Genomic DNA, 13,397 nt, shown 5'->3' on the forward strand with positions numbered 1-13,397 from the left:
GACCGCCCGCTCGGGCGCCTCGAATCGAATCGATTCGAACCGGGCCTCGACCCGGCCGGGACCTCGTCTTGACCACCCCCTTGCACCGATCTGGAGCTGCCGTGAGCCAGCAGCGGGCCCGCGCCGGGCGCGCCCCCCTCCGCCCGGCCAACCGCCGACCCCGTCCTGAGGCCCCCGTGACCGGCGGCCGCCGGCCGGGCCGGTCCGGGCGGGGGACGTCGTCGACCTCGCGCCTGCCCGTGGACCCCGCGGTGCACCGCGCCCGCTGGCTGCTCATGGGCCTGTTCGCGCTGAGCGGCCTCATGCTGTCCGGCTGGCTGGCCCGGCTGCCCGCCGTGCGCGCGGCCCTGGACCTGGGCACCGCGGAGCTGGGCGGCCTGCTCATCGCCGGCTCGATCGGCTCGCTGGCCACCGTGTCCGTCGCCGGCGTCCTGGTGAACCGGTTCGGAGGCCGCGCCGTCCTCTACGTGTCGATGGTGGCGTTCGCCGCCGCGTACGTGCTGATCGGCGTCGGGCCCACGATCGGCTCGGTGCCCGTGCTGACGGTCGGCATCTTCCTGTCGGGCGTCGGCTTCGCGATCGGCAACGTGCCGCTGAACGTGGAGACCGCGGCCGTCGAGCGGCGCATGGGCCGCACGGTGCTGCCGCAGTTCCACGCCGCGTTCTCGATCGGCTCGGTGCTCGGCTCCGGCATCGGCGCGCTGTGCGCCGCGGCGGACGTGCCGCTGCTCGCCCAGTTCGTGGCCACCGCCGTCGTCGGCACCGTCTGGCGGCTGCTGTCGGTGCCCGGTGCGGTCATCGAGTCGCTGCCGCCGGACCGGGCCGCCCTCGCGGCCGCCCGGGACGCCCGCGCGGAGGGCCGCACCCCGCTCGAGGCGGGCCTCGCCGGCCGGCTGCGCGCCGCCCGGGTCCGCCGCGTCGCCCGGCCCGGCTCGGCGCTCGGCGCCTGGCGCGAACCCCGCACGCTGCTGATCGGCGTCGTCATCATGTCCGCCGCGCTCTCCGAGGGCGCCGCGAACGACTGGCTGGCGATCGCCGTCGTCGACGGCTTCGACCAGGTCGAAGCCGTGGGCGCCGCGATGTTCGGCGTGTTCGTCGGCGCGATGACGCTGGTCCGGCTGCTCGGCACCAAGCTGATCGACCGGTACGGCCGCGTGACCGTGCTGCGCACCTCGGGCCTGGTGTCGTTCGGCGGCCTGGTGCTGTTCGGGTTCGCGCCGTCGCTGCCGCTCGCCGCCGTCGGCATCGTGGCGTGGGGCTGCGGAGCCGCGCTGACCGTCCCCCTGGGCATCGCGGCCGCGTCCGACGACCCGCTGCGCGCGGCGAGCCGGGTGGCCGTCATCTCGTCGTTCTCCTCGACGGCCTCGCTCGCGGCCCCGCCGCTGCTGGGCCTCGCCGCCGAGCTCATGGGCACCCGGCACGCGCTGCTGCTCATCACCGCGGCGATGGTCGCGTCGGTGCTGCTGGCCGGGACGGTGCGCCGCCCGGACGGCCTCGCCGGTGCCGCGCCGAGGGCGGCCGCCGACGACCCCGGCGCCCCCGTGGTCGCCACCGCCGAGCCGGTCGCGGTCCCCGCGTCGCACGCCGCGGGTGAGGACGCCGTGTGCGTGCCCTCCGGTAGCGTCCGACGCGAGCCCGCCGGCGACCACGTGCCGGAGCCGGCCCGCCCGGCCTGACCCCGGCCCGGGGCCGCCGCGCCCCGATCCCGACCCGACCCGCACGACCCCCGTGGAGCCCCGCGATGACGCATCCCGCCCCGGCCGCCCCGCCCGCCGTCCGCACCGCCTCGGTGGCGGTGTTCGTGGTCTTCGCGCTGTCCGGGTTCAACTTCTCCAGCTGGGCGGCCCGGCTGCCCGCGGTCCGGGACGCGCTCGGCCTGTCCGAGGCGCAGATGGGCCTGCTGCTCCTCGTCGGGTCGTGCGGGTCGCTCGTGGCGCTGCCGCTCTCCGGCCTCGTCGTCACCCGGATCGGCGCGGTGCGGGCGGTCGCCGGGTTCGCCCTGCTCAACGCCGCGGGCCTGACCATCGCGACGTTCGGCGCGGCGCTGGGCGAGGTGGTCGTGACCGCCGCGGGCCTGGTCGTGTTCGGCGTCGGCACCGGCGTCTGGGATGCCGCGATGAACCTCGAGGGCGCGATCGTCGAGCAGAAGCTCGGGAAGACCGTCATGCCGCGGTACCACGCGGGCTTCTCGCTGGGCACCGTGGTCGCCGCCGGCATCGCCGCCGTGGTGGCCGCCGCGCACGTCCCGGTCCAGGTGCACGTGCCGGTCGCGGTGCTGCTGTCGTCGATCGCGGTGCTGGTCGCCGTGCGGTCGTTCCTGCCCGCGGGGCAGCACGCGCCCGCCGGCGACGGCGAGCACGCCGCCCACGCCCCGCGGTCCGTGTTCGCCGCGTGGCTCGAGCCGCGCACGCTGCTCATCGGCCTGGTGGTCCTCGCCGCCGCGCTCACCGAAGGGGCCGGCAACGACTGGCTGAGCCTGGCCGTGGTCGACGGCTTCGACCAGTCCGACGCGGTCGGCGCCATCTCGTTCGGTGTCTTCGTCACCGCCATGACCGTCATGCGGTTCCTCGGCACGGCGCTGCTCGACCGGTTCGGCCGGGTCGCCGTCCTGCGGCTGTGCGCGGGCCTGGCGCTGGCCGGCCTGCTGGTGTTCGGGCTGGTGCCGGACGACCTGCTGTGGCTGGCGCTCGTCGGCGCGGTGCTGTGGGGCATGGGCGCGGCGCTCGGCTTCCCGGTCGGGATGAGCGCGGCGAGCGACGACCCGCTGCGCGCGGCCGCCCGCGTGTCCGTGGTGTCGACGATCGGCTACTCGGCGTTCCTCGCCGGCCCGCCGCTGCTCGGCCTGCTCGCGCACGAGGTCGGCTACCGGCACGCGCTGCTGGCGATCGCGGTGCCGATCGTCGTCGGCCTGCTCGTCGTGAACGCCGCGGCACCGGCGCGGCAGGAGCCCGCGGAGCGGCCTACGCTCGTCCCGTGACCACCGACGTCCAGTCCGCGACCTTCAGCGAGCTCACCACCCTCGGCGTGGGCGGGCCCGCGAGCCGGCTCGTGGAGACGACCACCGAGGCCGAGCTGATCGACGCGGTGCGCACCGCCGACGCCGAGGGCGTCCCGCTGCTGGTGCTCGGCGGCGGGTCGAACCTGCTGGTGTCGGACGCGGGCTTCGACGGCCTGGTGGTCCGGGACGCCCGCCGCGACCTGACGACCCCCGACCACTCGGCGTGCGCCGGCGTGACCGTGACCGCCGCGGCGGGCACCCCGTGGGACGACGTGGTGGCCCACGCCGCCGCGCACCGGCTCAAGGGGATCGAGGCGTTGTCCGGCATCCCCGGGTCGACCGGCGCGACCCCGGTGCAGAACGTCGGCGCCTACGGGCAGGAGGTCTCGCAGACGATCGCGACCGTGCGGGTCTGGGACCGGGTGCGCGGCCGGGTGCGGACGCTGCCCGTCGTCGACCTGCAGTTCGGCTACCGGACGTCGCTGCTCAAGCGGTCGATGCGCGCGCTGCCCGACGCGGCCGACCCCGGCGCCCCCTGGTTCCCGACGCCGCGGTACGTGGTGCTCGACGTGACCTTCCAGCTGCGGGTCGCCGACCTCTCCGAGCCGATCCGGTACGGCGAGCTCGCGCGGGCCCTCGGCATCGAGGTGGGGGAGCGGGCGCCGCTGCCGGAGGTGCGGGCGACCGTCCTCGCGCTGCGCGCGCGCAAGGGCATGGTGCTCGACCCGGCCGACCCCGACACCCGCTCGGCGGGCTCGTTCTTCACGAACCCGGTGCTGACCGAGGCGGACGCCGCCGAGCTGCCCGCGGACGCCCCGCGGTTCCCGGCCGGCGAGGGCCTGGTCAAGACCAGCGCGGCGTGGCTGATCGAGCAGGCGGGGTTCGCGAAGGGCTACGGCCTGCCGGGCCCGGCCGCGCTGTCGACGAAGCACACGCTGGCGCTGACGAACCGCGGCGGCGCGAACGCGGGCGACCTGCTGGCGCTGGCGCGCACCGTCCGGGACGGCGTGGCGCAGCGGTTCGGCCTCACCCTGGAGCCGGAGCCGGTCCTGGTCGGCGCCGACCTCTGACGCCCGCGCCCACCCGCTCGCGCCGGCCGCCTCACGCCGAGATGGCAGCTCTCGGCTGCACGGGCGGCGCCGGACGCAGCCGAGAGTCGCCATCTCGGCATCGGTGCAGCCGCGGTTGATCAACCCGCGGGTTGCGCAACCGGGTCGGCGGAGAGCCACGCGTCGACCCCGCCCAGCAGGCGTGCCTTCGTGCCGTCGGACGCCCGGCTCGCCCGGATGGACGCCCGCGCCAGTTCGGCCAGGTCGGCGTCGGTGAACCCGTGCACCTCGCGCGCCGTCGTGTACTGCTCGACCAGCCGGGACCCGAACAGCAGCGGGTCGTCCGCGCCCAGCGCGACCGTCGCGCCCGCGTCGACCAGCCGGCGCAGCGGCACGTCCTCGGGCCGGCGGTAGACCCCGAGCGACACGTTGGACGCCGGGCACACCTCCAGGGCGATCCCGCGGTCCACGATCCGGCGCAGCAGCGCGCCGTCCTCCGCGGACCGCACGCCGTGCCCGAGCCGGTCGGGGGCCAGCGACTCCAGGACGTCCTCGACGTGCGGCGGCCCGAGCAGCTCGCCGCCGTGCGGAACGGACGCCAGGCCCGCGCGCCGGGCGATCGCGAACGCCGGCGCGAACTCCGGGGTGTCGCCGCGGCGCTCGTCGTTGCTGAGGCCGAATCCGATCACCTGGCCGGGGCCGTCGCCGGCGTACCGGGCGGCCAGCCGCGCGAGGATCCGGGCGTCGAGGGGGTGCCGCATCCGGGACGCCGCCACGATGACGCCGACCTCGACGCCCAGGTCCGCGCTCGCCGACCGCGCCTCGTCCAGCACGATCTCCAGCGCGGGCGTGATGCCGCCGACCGGCGGGGCGTAGGAGGTCGGGTCGACCTGGATCTCGAGCCGGCCCGAGCCCTCGGCGGCGTCGTCGGCCGCCGCCTCGCGGACGATCCGCCGCAGGTCGGCCTCGCCGCGGACGCACGCGCGGGCCGCGTCGTACAGCCGCTGGAACCGGAACCAGCCGCGCTCGTCCGCCGGGACCCGCAGGCCCTCGCCGTCGAGCAGCGTGGCCGGGAGCCGGACCCCGCGCTCGGCCGCCAGGTCGCCGAGCGTCTGCACGCGCATCGACCCGGTGAAGTGGAGGTGGAGGTGGGCCTTCGGGAGCAGGGCCAGGTCGCGCACCCGGCGAGTCTGCCTGATCCCCGCGCGCCCCGCCCCCTCCGCCGCGCCGGCGCCCCGCCGGCGCGAGGTCGAGGGTTCGCGTCGAGGTCGAGGGGTTGCGCGGGCGGTTCCACGCGAAACCCTCGACCTCGGTAGGCGGGGGCCGGCGGGCGGGGGGTCAGGGCGCCGGGAGCAGGCCCCGCCGCATCGCGACCGTGACCGCGTGTGTGCGGTCGTCGACGCCGAGCTTCGCGAACGCCCGGAGCAGGTGCGTCTTCACCGTCGCCTCGGTGATGAACAGCTCCCGGCCGACCGCGGCGTTCGACAGCCCGCGCGCGACCCCGGCCAGGACCTCGAGCTCGCGCGCGGTGAGCCGCTCGCCCTCGCCGCGCACCTGCTGCACCAGCCGGGAGGCGACCGACGGCGACAGCGCCGACTCGCCCCGCGCGGCGCCGCGCACGCCGGCCACGAGCTGGTCCCGCGGGGTGTCCTTGAGCAGGTAGCCGGTGGCCCCCGCCTCGACGGCGCGCAGGATGTCGGCGTCCGTCTCGTAGGTGGTGAGCACCAGCACCCGCACGCCCGGCACCTCCGCGACGATCCGGGCGGTCGCCGCGGCCCCGTCCAGCACCGGCATCCGCAGGTCCATCAGCACCAGGTCGGGGCGGAGCGTGCGCGCGGCCTCGACCGCGGCGGCCCCGTCACCGACCTCGCCGACCACCTCGACGTCGGGCTCGACGGTCAGCATGCCGACCAGCCCCGACCGGACCACGGGGTGGTCGTCCGCGACCAGCACCCGCACCGTCGCGTCCTGCTCGTGCGCGGTCACGCCGTCCCCGTCCCCGGGTCGCCGAGCGGCCCGTCGTCGTCGCGGAGCGGCATCGCCAGCCGCACCCGCGTCCCGCGGCCGGGCTCCCCGGCCACGTCGAGCGTCCCGCCGCCCGCGGTGACGCGCTCCCGCATCCCGCGCAGCCCGACGCCCTCGGCGGTGCCGGGCGCGAGCCCCTGCCCGTCGTCGAGCACCTCGAGCGCGAGCACCCCGTCGTCCCGGACGAGCCGGAGCAGCACCCGCCGGGCACCCGCGTGCTTGCGGACGTTGGCCAGCGCCTCCTGCGCGGCGCGCAGCAGCACGACCTCGGTGTCGCGGTCCGGGGCGCCGGCGTCGCCGAGCGCGACCTCGACCCGGACCCCCGTCTCCGCCTGGAACCGCTCGGCCAGCCGCTCCAGCGCCTCGGCGAGCGTGGCGTCCGCCAGCGCGGCGGGTCCGAACGCGGCGACCAGCGCGCGGGCCTCGGCCAGGTTCTCGCGGGCGACCCGCTCCACCTGGTCGAGCCGGTCCCGGGCCTGCTCGGCGCGCCCGGCGTCGAGCTGGGCCTGCGCGGTCTGCGCGAGCATCACGACGCTGGTGAACCCCTGCGCCAGGGTGTCGTGGATCTCCTGCGCCATGCGCTCCCGCTCCGCGAGCACGCCCGACGCGTGGTTGCTCGCGGCGAGCTGCGCCTGCGCGGACTCCAGCTGCTCCAGCAGCCAGGCCCGCTCCTCGGACCGCTCGGCGACCCGGGTGATCCACACCCCGAGCGCGAGCGAGAAGATCAGGCCGACGGCCATCTGCGCCCCCAGCACGACCAGGTCGCGCGCCGTGGGGTCCTCGCCGGCCGCGAACGCCGCCGTCGCGATCGCCGCGCAGGAGGCGACCGCCAGCACGACGGACGCGACCACGCCCTCCCGCATCGAGGCCGCGAAGAACCACACCTGCGAGAAGCCGACGAACAGCAGGATCGACCCGATGGTGCTGACGCCGCTGCACAGCGAGACCACCACCACGAGCACGACCAGGTAGGCCCGGGTGAGCCGGACGTCGCCGGCCTGGGCGCCCCGGCGACCGACCAGGACGTAGGCCAGCAGCAGCAGGGTCAGCCCGCCGAGCGCCGCCCAGGTGCCCCCGTCCGGCGGGAACGAGTCCGCGACGGTGAGGATCGAGATCGCGCTGATCGCCAGGAGCGCGTAGAACGCCGCGTCCCAGCCGGCGAGGGCGCGCCGCCAGAACAGGGTCCGCTCGGCCTCGGAGCGCGCGCCACCGGAGGCCGGGGCCGCAGCCCCGTCCCCCGGTCGCCCGTCGCTGGTCACGGGGCCAGTGTGGCGCAGGTCAGCCGTCGTCACGCCGCCGCCACCGGAACGTCCGGACTCCGACGACCAGCCCGACGACCAGCCAGGCCAGCAGCACCGCCGCGGTCGCGCCGTGCTGCCAGGACCCGGACGGCTCGAGCGAGGCCGCCTCGTCCGGGAGGAAGACCGACCGCATGCCCTGGGCCATCCACTTGAGCGGGAACACCGACGCCACCTGCTGCATCCAGGACGGCAGGTCGTAGAAGGCGAAGAACACGCCGGAGATGAACTGCAGCACCAGCACCACGGGCGTCACCACCGCGCTCGCGGAGCGGCCCGACCGCGGCAGCGAGGAGAACCCGACCCCGCACACCGCGCCGGCCGCGACCCCGAGCACGAACACCCAGGCGAACGTGGCCCACCCGGAGGCGTCCGGCATGTCGACGTCGAACAGCAGGCCGGCGACCGCGAGCAGCAGCGCCACCTGGACCACGGAGACGACCAGCACCTGGCCGACCTTGCCGAGGAAGTACGCCGCCGGGGGCAGCGGGGTGCCGCCGAGCCGCTTCAGCCCGCCCTCGTCCCGCTCGACCGGGATCGAGACCGCCAGCGACTGGAACGACGACAGCAGCACGCCGGTCGCGATCATGCCGGGCAGGAAGTACTGCGCGAACGGCACGCCGTCGGCGACCTCGGCGCCGTCCTGGCCGAACACCGTGGCGAAGATCGCCAGCATGATGATCGGGTACGCGAAGATGAAGATGATCGCGTCCCGCTCGCGGAAGAACCCGCGGATCTCGTACCGGGCCCGCTCGGCGCCGAGGGCCAGGGTGCCGGGCAGGCGGCCGGCGGCGGGCCGGCCCAGGGTCGTGGTGCTCATCGCGCGGCCTCCGTCGTCGCCAGGGCGGGCCGGGCCGCCGGGGTGCTGTCCTCGTCGTCCGCGATCAGCCCGAGGTAGACGTCCTCGAGCGTCGGGCGGACCACCTGCAGGCCGGGGACCTCGCCGCCGAGCCGGGCGCCGAGCGCCGCGACCAGCGCGGTCGGGGCGTCCGTCCGCTCCTGGCGCGGGGCGCCGTCCTCGGTCCACCGCACGACCGCCTGGCGCGCCGAGCGCCCGCCGAGGTCGGCCGGGGTGTCCGCCGCGACCACGCGTCCCGACCGGACCACGGCCACCCGGTCGGCCAGGTGCTCGGCCTCCTCCAGGTAGTGCGTGGTCAGCAGGATCGTCGTGCCGCCGTCGCGCAGCCCGGACACCAGGTCCCAGAACGCGTGCCGCGCCTCGGGGTCGAAGCCGGTCGTGGGCTCGTCGAGGAACAGCAGCTCCGGCCGCCCGACGATGCCCAGCGCGACGTCGAGCCGGCGCCGCTGCCCGCCGGACAGCTGCCGGCTGCGGGTGCGGGCCTTCTCCCGGAGGCCGACCGCGTCGATGACCTCCTCGGGGTCCCGCGGGTCGGGGTAGTACCGGGCGAAGTGGTGCACGAGCTCCGAGACCGTCGCCTCGGCGAGGTCGTTCGTGCCCTGCAGCACGATGCCGATCCGGGCCCGCCACTCGCGGCCCGCGGTCTGGGGGTCGGCGCCGAGGACGCGGACGTCGCCGCCGTCCCGCCGCCGGTAGCCCTCGAGGATCTCGACGGTCGTCGTCTTGCCGGCCCCGTTCGGGCCGAGCACGGCGACGATCTCGCCGCGGGCCACGGTGAGGTCGAGCCCGTCGACGGCGCGCTTCTCGCCGTACCGCTTCTGCAGGCCGGTCGCCCGGACCGCCAGGTCGCTGTCGTCCATGGCAGCCAGCCTCCTGGAGGGCGGTGCCCCGGCGGGACGACCGGGGGACGGGACCGCCCGTCCACCGATCGGTGGACGGGCGGGTCAGCCGGGGTGGTCCTGCGGGCGGCGGGGCGGCGTCAGCCCTCGGCGAGCAGCGCCTGGATCCGCCCGACGCCCTCGGCCAGGTCGTCGTCGCCCAGCGCGTAGGACAGCCGCAGGTACCCGCTCGGCCCGAACGCCTCGCCCGGGACGACCGCGACCTCGGCCTGGTCGAGCAGCAGCGCGGCGAGCTCGGCGGACGTCGTCGGGGTGACGCCGCGGAACGTGCGGCCGAGCAGGCCGTGCACCGCCGGGTAGGCGTAGAACGCGCCCTCCGGCGCGGGGATCACGACGCCGTCGATCTCCCGCAGCATCGACACCATGGTCCGGCGGCGGCGGTCGAACGCCTCGCGCATCGCCGCGACGGCCGACAGGTCGCCGGTGAGCGCGGCGATCGCGGCGTGCTGGGACACGTTGGCGACGTTGGAGGTCAGGTGCGACTGCAGGTTGGTCGCGGCCTTGACGACGTCCGACGGCCCGACGAGCCAGCCCACCCGCCAGCCGGTCATCGCGTAGGTCTTGGCGACGCCGTTCAGCACGACGGTCGTGTCCGCGAGCTCCGGGACGGCGGACAGCACCGGCGTCGCCACCGCGCCGTCGTAGGTGAGGTGCTCGTAGATCTCGTCCGTGACGACCCAGATGCCGTGCTCCAGCGCCCAGCGGCCGATCTCGGCGGTCTGCTCCGGGGAGTACACCGCGCCGGTCGGGTTGGACGGGGAGCAGAACAGCAGCACCTTGGTCCGGGGGGTGCGCGCGGCCTCGAGCTGCTCGACGGTGACCTTGTAGCCCTGGTCGACGCCGGCGACCACCTCGACGGGCACGCCGCCGGCCAGGCGGATCGCCTCGGGGTAGGTGGTCCAGTACGGCGCCGGGAGCAGCACCTCGTCGCCCGGGTCGAGCAGCGTGGCGAACGCCTGGTAGACGGCCTGCTTGCCGCCGTTGGTCACCAGCACGTCGGCGGGGGAGATCGCGTAGCCGGAGTCGCGCAGCGTCTTGGCCGCGATCGCCTCCTTGAGCGCGGGCAGCCCGCCCGCGGGGGAGTACCGGTGGTTCGCGGGGTTCCGCGCGGCGGCGACGGCGGCCTCGACGATGTAGTCCGGCGTCGGGAAGTCCGGTTCCCCGGCGCCGAAGCCGATGACCGGCCGGCCGGCGGCCTTGAGGGCCTTGGCCCTCGCGTCCACCGCCAGGGTGGCGGACTCGGCGATGCCCCCGACGCGGGCGGACACGCGACGGGGCTGGGCGGGCTGGGCGGGGGCGGGCGCGCTCACGCCGCCATCCTCGCAGACCGGCCGGCGCGGCTGCAGGGCACGTCCGGGGCGAGGCGCGTCGCGCAGGCCGCCCGCGAGGGCGGTTCGACCCCGGCCCGTGCGTCGCGTACAGTGGTCCCTCGGTGGTTGACGTCCACCATGATGAGCCGCGCCCGCGAGGGAGCCTCACCAGGACGCCGCCGCCGTAGGGTAGTGGCGCAATTGGTAGCGCACCGGTCTCCAAAACCGGCGGTTGCGAGTTCGAGTCTCGCCTGCCCTGCGCGTGTGGTCACGGACCGCGCGGCTCCCCCGGGGACCTCCCGGGGCGCGGCCGCCGGACGACATGAGGCGCCCGGCGACGGCCGGCGTCGCGAGACGTAGGGGAATCGATCAGGTGAGCGACTCGGCACCCGTGGCGGCGTCCGACGCGGGCGAGCCCGCGGAGCGGACCGGCGGCGACAAGGCCGCCCGCCCGGAGAAGAAGCGCGGCCTGTTCGCCCGCATCGCCCTGTTCGTCCGCCAGGTCGTGGCGGAGCTCAAGAAGGTCGTCCGCCCGACCCGCTCCGAGCTGGTGACCTACACCGGCGTCGTGCTGGTGTTCGTGGCCGTCGTGATGGCGTTCGTGACCGTCGTGGACTTCGGCATCGGCCGCGCCACGTTCTGGATCTTCGGGGGCTGAGCCTCCGCGGCGCCCCCGGGGGCGCACGTCACCTCAGCACCACCTTCCGCAGCAGAAAGCAGGTTCGCCCGTGTCGCAGGAATCGCAGGAGCCCGGTCTGGGTGCCGCCGAGTCCGAGCTCGACGACGCCCTGGCGTCGGTCGAGGCGGTCGAGGCCCCGGCCGCCGGCGAGCCCGCGGACGAGGTCGACGCCGACTCCGGCGACGCGGCCGAGGTCGCCCCGGTCGAGGAGACCGACGAGGTCGAGGGGACCGACGAGGTCGAGTCCGACGAGGTCGACGACGTCGACGTCGACGAGGACCCGGTCGCCGCGTTCAAGGCGCAGCTCAAGTCGCAGTTCGGCGACTGGTACGTGATCCACTCCTACGCGGGCTACGAGAACCGCGTGAAGACGAACCTCGAGAACCGCATCCAGAGCCTCAACATGGAGGACTTCATCTTCCAGGTGGAGGTCCCCATGGAGGAGGTCGTCGAGATCAAGAACGCGCAGCGCAAGGTCGTGCGCCGCGTGCGGATCCCCGGCTACGTCCTCGTGCGCATGGACCTCACCGACGAGTCGTGGGGCGCCGTCCGGCACACCCCGGGCGTCACGGGCTTCGTGGGTCACACCCACCAGCCGGTGCCGCTGACCCTCGACGAGGTGTTCTCCATGCTGGCGCCGACGATCGAGGCGAAGACCCCGACCGCCGCCCCGCAGCAGAAGGCCGCCGCCCCGATCGAGGTCGACTTCACCGTCGGCGAGTCGGTCACCGTCACCGACGGCCCGTTCGACACGCTGCCGGCCACGATCTCCGAGATCAGCCCCGAGAACCAGAAGCTCAAGGTCCTCGTCTCCATCTTCGGCCGGGAGACCCCGGTCGAGCTGTCGTTCAGCCAGGTCGCCAAGATCTGAGCCGCCCGCCCCGGGACCGGGGCGCGCGCGGACGCAGCACTGCAACCGGGTCATCGCCCACGGCGTCGGCCCACGAGAGAAGAAAGGGTGGCTCATGCCCCCGAAGAAGAAGGTCACCGGCCTCATCAAGCTCCAGATCAACGCCGGTGCGGCGACCCCCGCCCCGCCGATCGGTCCGGCGCTGGGTCAGCACGGTGTGAACATCATGGAGTTCTGCAAGGCGTACAACGCGGCCACCGAGTCGCAGCGCGGCAACGTGATCCCGGTGGAGATCACGGTCTACGAGGACCGTTCCTTCACCTTCATCACGAAGACCCCGCCGGCCGCGGAGCTCATCAAGAAGGCCGCCGGTGTCGCGAAGGGCTCGCCCACGCCGCACACGGTCAAGGTCGCGACGCTGACCGCGGACCAGGTCCGCGAGATCGCCTCGACCAAGCTCGAGGACCTGAACGCCAACGACCTCGCCGCCGCCGAGAAGATCATCGCCGGCACCGCGCGCTCGATGGGCATCAAGGTCGAGGGCTGAGCCCCCGGCTCGACTGAACGACCGCCCGCCCCGGGACCTCCGGGGCGGGCGACCCAGTGGCAGGGCCCTGTGCGGCCCGACGACCACGACTGCTGAAGGAGAGAGAGCAGATGGCGAAGCACAGCAAGGCGTACCGCGCCGCGGCCGAGAAGATCGAGGCCGGCACCACGTACAACCCGCTGCAGGCGATCCGCCTCGCGCAGGCCACGTCGACCACCAAGTACGACGCGACCGTCGAGGTCGCCATGCGCCTCGGTGTCGACCCGCGCAAGGCCGACCAGATGGTCCGCGGCACCGTCAACCTGCCGAACGGCACGGGCAAGACCGCCCGCGTCATCGTCTTCGCGACCGGTGAGCGTGCCGAGCAGGCCCGCGCCGCCGGTGCGGACGAGGTCGGCGGCGACGAGCTGATCGAGAAGGTCGCGGCGGGCTACACCGACTTCGACTCCGCGGTCGCGACCCCGGACCTCATGGGCAAGGTCGGCCGCCTGGGCAAGGTCCTCGGTCCGCGTGGCCTCATGCCGAACCCGAAGACCGGCACCGTGACGATGGACGTGGCCAAGGCCGTGTCCGACATCAAGGGCGGCAAGATCGAGTTCCGCGTCGACAAGCACGCGAACCTGCACTTCATCATCGGCAAGACGTCGTTCTCCGACGTCCAGCTGGTGGAGAACTACGCCGCGGCGCTCGAGGAGATCCTGCGTCTCAAGCCGTCCGCGTCGAAGGGCCGCTACATCACCAAGGCGACCATCTCGACCACGAACGGCCCCGGCATCCTCGTGGACCAGAACAAGACCCGGAACCTCACCTCGGAGGACGAGGCGGCCTGAGCCACCTCACCCGGTACGACGGAGGCCCGGCACCCCTGAGGGGGTGCCGGGCC

Annotated in this window: 13 protein-coding genes and 1 tRNA gene; 8 read left to right on the forward strand and 6 right to left on the reverse strand. The window is 75.2% G+C overall.

Annotated features, from left to right (window positions below; all coding sequences use genetic code 11):
* Positions 1-176 precede the first annotated feature (176 nt).
* The 3 genes from AC3WUG_RS14865 (at position 177) to AC3WUG_RS14875 (ending at position 4,068) form a co-directional block, all read left to right on the forward strand.
* On the forward strand, positions 177-1,676 hold the full coding sequence (locus AC3WUG_RS14865; protein ID WP_492328379.1) for an MFS transporter: 1,500 nt from the start codon (positions 177-179) through the stop codon (positions 1,674-1,676).
* 65 nt (positions 1,677-1,741) lie between these two features.
* Positions 1,742-2,977, forward strand: coding sequence for an MFS transporter (locus AC3WUG_RS14870; RefSeq protein WP_492328380.1), 1,236 nt, complete (start codon positions 1,742-1,744; stop codon positions 2,975-2,977).
* Complete coding sequence (locus tag AC3WUG_RS14875; protein WP_492328381.1) at positions 2,974-4,068, forward strand: UDP-N-acetylmuramate dehydrogenase; 1,095 nt, start codon at positions 2,974-2,976, stop codon at positions 4,066-4,068. The genes AC3WUG_RS14870 and AC3WUG_RS14875 overlap by 4 nt, the downstream gene beginning before the upstream one ends.
* A gap of 119 nt (positions 4,069-4,187) precedes the next feature.
* Here AC3WUG_RS14875 and AC3WUG_RS14880 read toward each other — a convergent pair whose 3' ends face one another.
* From AC3WUG_RS14880 to AC3WUG_RS14905, 6 genes are all read right to left on the reverse strand, one after another.
* Entirely contained in the window at positions 4,188-5,228 is a 1,041-nt protein-coding gene (locus AC3WUG_RS14880; protein ID WP_492328382.1) for an adenosine deaminase, read from the reverse strand.
* Between the two features lie 157 nt (positions 5,229-5,385).
* On the reverse strand, positions 5,386-6,033 hold the full coding sequence (locus tag AC3WUG_RS14885) for a response regulator transcription factor (protein ID WP_492328383.1): 648 nt from the start codon (positions 6,031-6,033) through the stop codon (positions 5,386-5,388).
* Positions 6,030-7,331 (reverse strand): sensor histidine kinase, encoded by a 1,302-nt coding sequence (locus AC3WUG_RS14890; RefSeq protein ID WP_492328384.1) that lies wholly within the window; start codon positions 7,329-7,331, stop codon positions 6,030-6,032. Before AC3WUG_RS14890 ends, AC3WUG_RS14885 begins: the two co-directional genes overlap by 4 nt.
* Positions 7,332-7,350: 19 nt before the next feature.
* Positions 7,351-8,190 (reverse strand): ABC transporter permease, encoded by an 840-nt coding sequence (locus tag AC3WUG_RS14895; protein ID WP_492328385.1) that lies wholly within the window; start codon positions 8,188-8,190, stop codon positions 7,351-7,353.
* A complete protein-coding gene (locus tag AC3WUG_RS14900; protein WP_492328386.1) occupies positions 8,187-9,089 on the reverse strand; it encodes an ABC transporter ATP-binding protein in 903 nt (300 codons plus the stop codon). The genes AC3WUG_RS14895 and AC3WUG_RS14900 overlap by 4 nt, the downstream gene beginning before the upstream one ends.
* 119 nt (positions 9,090-9,208) lie before the next feature.
* Entirely contained in the window at positions 9,209-10,438 is a 1,230-nt protein-coding gene (locus AC3WUG_RS14905) for a pyridoxal phosphate-dependent aminotransferase (protein WP_492328387.1), read from the reverse strand.
* 186 nt (positions 10,439-10,624) lie between these two features.
* Here AC3WUG_RS14905 and AC3WUG_RS14910 point away from each other — a divergent pair.
* From AC3WUG_RS14910 to rplA, 5 genes are all read left to right on the forward strand, one after another.
* A tRNA-Trp gene (locus tag AC3WUG_RS14910) sits at positions 10,625-10,697 on the forward strand.
* A 114-nt stretch (positions 10,698-10,811) separates the two neighbouring features.
* The gene (secE, locus tag AC3WUG_RS14915; protein WP_492328388.1) at positions 10,812-11,096 is read left to right on the forward strand and encodes a preprotein translocase subunit SecE; all 285 of its coding nucleotides are present in this window, start codon (positions 10,812-10,814) and stop codon (positions 11,094-11,096) included.
* 70 nt (positions 11,097-11,166) lie between these two features.
* The gene (nusG, locus tag AC3WUG_RS14920; RefSeq protein WP_492328389.1) at positions 11,167-11,988 is read left to right on the forward strand and encodes a transcription termination/antitermination protein NusG; all 822 of its coding nucleotides are present in this window, start codon (positions 11,167-11,169) and stop codon (positions 11,986-11,988) included.
* A 94-nt stretch (positions 11,989-12,082) separates the two neighbouring features.
* Positions 12,083-12,514: a 50S ribosomal protein L11 gene (gene rplK / locus AC3WUG_RS14925; RefSeq protein WP_147795436.1), complete on the forward strand. Its 432-nt coding sequence runs from the start codon at positions 12,083-12,085 to the stop codon at positions 12,512-12,514.
* Positions 12,515-12,624: 110 nt separating this feature from the next.
* The gene (gene rplA / locus AC3WUG_RS14930) at positions 12,625-13,344 is read left to right on the forward strand and encodes a 50S ribosomal protein L1 (RefSeq protein ID WP_147795437.1); all 720 of its coding nucleotides are present in this window, start codon (positions 12,625-12,627) and stop codon (positions 13,342-13,344) included.
* The last annotated feature ends 53 nt before the right edge of the window (positions 13,345-13,397 follow it).

The sequence above is a fragment of the Cellulomonas sp. EB106-03-03-XG116 genome, assembly GCF_058792015.1.